At 46.0% G+C, this 3,556-nt stretch carries 3 protein-coding genes; all 3 read right to left on the bottom strand.

Features of this window, described 5'->3' with window-relative positions; translation table 11 throughout:
* Window positions 1-58: 58 nt before the first annotated feature.
* Entirely contained in the window at window positions 59-706 is a 648-nt protein-coding gene (locus WB217_RS11795) for a response regulator (RefSeq protein WP_423993420.1), read from the bottom strand.
* Window positions 681-2,540, bottom strand: a complete 1,860-nt coding sequence (locus WB217_RS11790; RefSeq protein ID WP_423993419.1) for a histidine kinase — start codon at window positions 2,538-2,540, stop codon at window positions 681-683. The genes WB217_RS11795 and WB217_RS11790 overlap by 26 nt, the downstream gene beginning before the upstream one ends.
* A gap of 229 nt (window positions 2,541-2,769) precedes the next feature.
* The coding region (locus WB217_RS11785; RefSeq protein ID WP_423993418.1) for a peptide ABC transporter permease at window positions 2,770-3,556 on the bottom strand (787 nt) is incomplete at its 5' end.

The raw sequence follows: 3,556 nt of genomic DNA, 5'->3' as shown, positions 1-3,556 counted from the left end.
CCCCTATCCCTTTAACGCATTAACGCACTGGGGGTCAGACCCCCAGTGCGTTAATGCGTTAGTGGGTGGGTGGGATTGGGACGAGCTGGTGCTGGACGGCGTGGATGATGACTTGGGATCGGCTTTTGACGTTTAGTTTTTTGAAGATTTTGCTGACGTGTATTTTGACGGTTTTGTCGCTGATGAACAGGCGGTCGGCGATTTCTTTGTTGCTGAGACCTTCTACCAGGCAGAGGAGGACTTCCTTTTCGCGCTCGGTCAGGGTGGTGTCCTCTTGCTCGGTTTGTTTTTGCTGGTGGAAGGCGAGGAGTTTCTTTGTCATAGATGGATGGATGACGGATTCACCGCGGGCTACAGTCCGGATGGCCTCGATGACCTGTTCGGATGGTGCGTCCTTCAATAAATAGCCATCCGCTCCCTCCCGGATGGCAGACATGAAATATTCCTCGTGGCTATGCATGGTTAGGATCAGAATCTTGATATGCGGATACTTCCTTTTCAATATCCCCGTTACTTCTACACCGTTTTTCACCGGCAGGTTGATATCCATTAAAATTATATCGGGCTGGCACTTTTCCACCTGGTCTAGTGCATCATCACCGGAAACTGCCTCTCCGACAACCTCAATATCTTCCACGACTGATATAATATTGCGCAAGCCGTCACGAAGGACGGCATGGTCATCCACTAGCATGAGCCTGATCATTGATGCTTCCTCCCTCAATTCCCATTCTTGGGACCGTAATCGATACTTCCGTTCCTGTGCCTTCCTTGCTGTCGATCTGCAAGGTAGCGTTGATTTTCTCAGCGGCGTCGTTCATCTGCAGAATCCCGAAATGCGGCTCATTCCTGGCTTTAAGCATTGCCTGGAACAGCGAGAACCCACGTCCGTCATCCTTGATCTTCAATAATATATGCTCAGATTGATAGCTTAGGAGAAGTTCAACTTTGGATGCCTGTGAGTGTTTGATCGCATTTTGCAGGCTTTCCTGGAAGGTATCAAACAGGACTTTTTCCACCATTGGACTGAGTGCATGCTCCTGGCCCCTGATCTCAAATTCGATTACTTGCTTATATTCCTTTTGGACTGCTTCTATTTTTCTTAAAATCGCTTCCGCTAAGCTTGCCCTCTCGGTCGGATAAGGTCTGAGCGCATAAATCGATTCGCGGACCTCCTTCAAACTGTCCCTGAGACCAAGGACACTTTCGTCGACTAGCTTTCTCGTCTCTTCTGGATTTCTATTGAATTTCTTGCCAGCCGTCTCCAGCTTCATTACCGCTCCAGCGAGTGTCTGGGCTACTCCATCATGGATGTCCCGGGCAATCCGGTTCCTTTCCTCAAGCACAATCCGCTTTTCTTTTTCTGTAAAAAGCATCCGTGTCTTGATTATGACCGCAAGCTGATTCGCCAATGTCGCGATCGATTGGACATCGTCATCCTCAAAGCTCTTCGTCCTGCTTCTGGCAATAATGAACATCCCTATCGTTTCATTCTCGATGACAAGCGGCGTATAGACAAAGGCTTTTACATCCTCCTCAAAACAATCGGCCGCCGCCCCTCCATTTATTTTTCGGTCATTATAAATGATCGGGTGTTTCATATGTTCAAATTCCTCCAAAGCACCAGGCTGCACAACACAACCAGGAACAACCCTTCCATCTGTAAAACAAAGCTCCCACTCGCCTTCTTTTTTAATCCACAAAAGACTGGCCTCTGCCCCGATGAGTTCATTGAAGCTTCCACTCAAAGCGGAAAGCCAGTCCTGGGCCGGTAGCATTTGGTTTAATTCTGTCGTAATGGAAAAAAGCATTTTGAGGCGATTCTTTTCTTTTTTAAGCCTGGCAATCGTTGCACTCAAAAGAGAAATTCCCACCAGTGGTGAAAAGAAGAAAAAGTATGCAAAGACATCTATTTCGCCACGGTTTTGGCTTCCTACCACATAAAGGGTGATGCCATAGAGCAGCGAAATAGCAGCGCTGTTCAACTCCGTCAGGGTTTTATGCTTCCACATTTTTAATGAATAGTGCTGAGGCCGGATTACGAGAACAAAGTCAACAATCACGTTATTGATAACTAGATAGACCGCTAACAGAATGAAGTATTCGATGATTCCTTCAACGATGGGTGTAAGAGACATCTTTTCAACAAATGGTTCAATAAGCGGCAGCAGCAAAACTGCTCCGTAAAAACTAAGCGCAAGCTGGGCTGGATTAAAGAATACGGTCCTGAGCGGCCTCCGATGGACGATGTTGACAGCCAGCACCGCACATGCATAAATCAGAGCAGTATAAGAAAAGCCATAAAGTAAAAAGAGTACATAGATGATTGGGAAGGTTATGGCTGTATGCCCCCTCCAGACTGGCATCGGATAGTACTCGCTAATCAGCAGAAAAATAAATAAAAGTGCTAAGACAATCGGATCGCTCACTGAATCCAATTTTACAAAGGAATAAAGAATCAGAGCCCAACCAATCAGGGAAATTGTGGTCATGAACAGCTTAGAGTATTTTTCCCTTTGTTGCGGTAGTACTAGCTTCAAGCATTGCCCCTCCTCGAGTTTGGAATTTTCAGTTAATTAATTTTATCGTGAGATTTTCTAAAACACAAATAAAACCCATTCACTGGCCGAATGGGGGTGCCACTAGCCAATGATGGGCCAAACTCTATAAGAGTTTTGTTGAAGCTAATTATGCCAGATGCCTTTCCTCGATACTATTCATCAAATGGGGTATTTTTATAGTACCAAAGTGTTATATCGCCTTATGATCCTATATCCCCCTGTTCTTCCTCACCATATCTTTTTGGCTGAACCAGTCGCTCAAAGCTTTATTGATCATCGCCACACTAAGCGCTGTAAGAGTAAAAAATAAGATTGGGACGTAGATAATCCATTCGTTGGTCATCAGGAATCGCGTGTTCAGCCCAATTAGGCCGGACCATTCATGTGTTACGGATGATGGTGGATCGCCTCCGCCAAAACCGAATCCGAGAACGGTTCCGCCAAACAGCACCTTCAATACCCCAAGATGGACGAGCAGGGTCAATACTTGCAAGAATTGCTGGCCAAAAATCAAAATCCACTCCTCATAGAGATGGGGCAATATATGCTTAAAATAGATATGCCGCTTGCTGCCGCCAAGAGTGATGGCCGCTTCGACAAACTCTTCGTTCCAGACTCTGCGCTTTTGTTCGGCCAGTTGAACCGTCAGCGCAGGCAAGGCTACCATGATTAAAATAATGAATTCATACACTGCCCTCACCCAAAACGGATGATGAAATCCTTCAGCCGTATACAGGACAACCGTCCTTAGCAAAAAATAAGCAATCAGCGTCTGAGGAAAAAACGATAACGGCTCTGACAGGCTTTTAACCCATTTGAAACCCCGGTCAGGTATCCGGAAAAGTGTATAGCTGAAAAAAACTGAAAATAGCAACCTGAAAAGCGCGACGATCAACGTGATGCCAATCGAGAATTTCGCTCCTTCAATAACCGTGTGGAGGATATCATACCCATACATGTCCGACCCAAGCGGAAAGACATCGAATGGCTTAAAG

This window comes from Mesobacillus sp. (assembly GCF_049588175.1).
GTDB lineage: Bacteria > Bacillota > Bacilli > Bacillales > Cytobacillaceae > Mesobacillus.
This window is presented reverse-complemented; position numbering and strand designations above follow the sequence as displayed.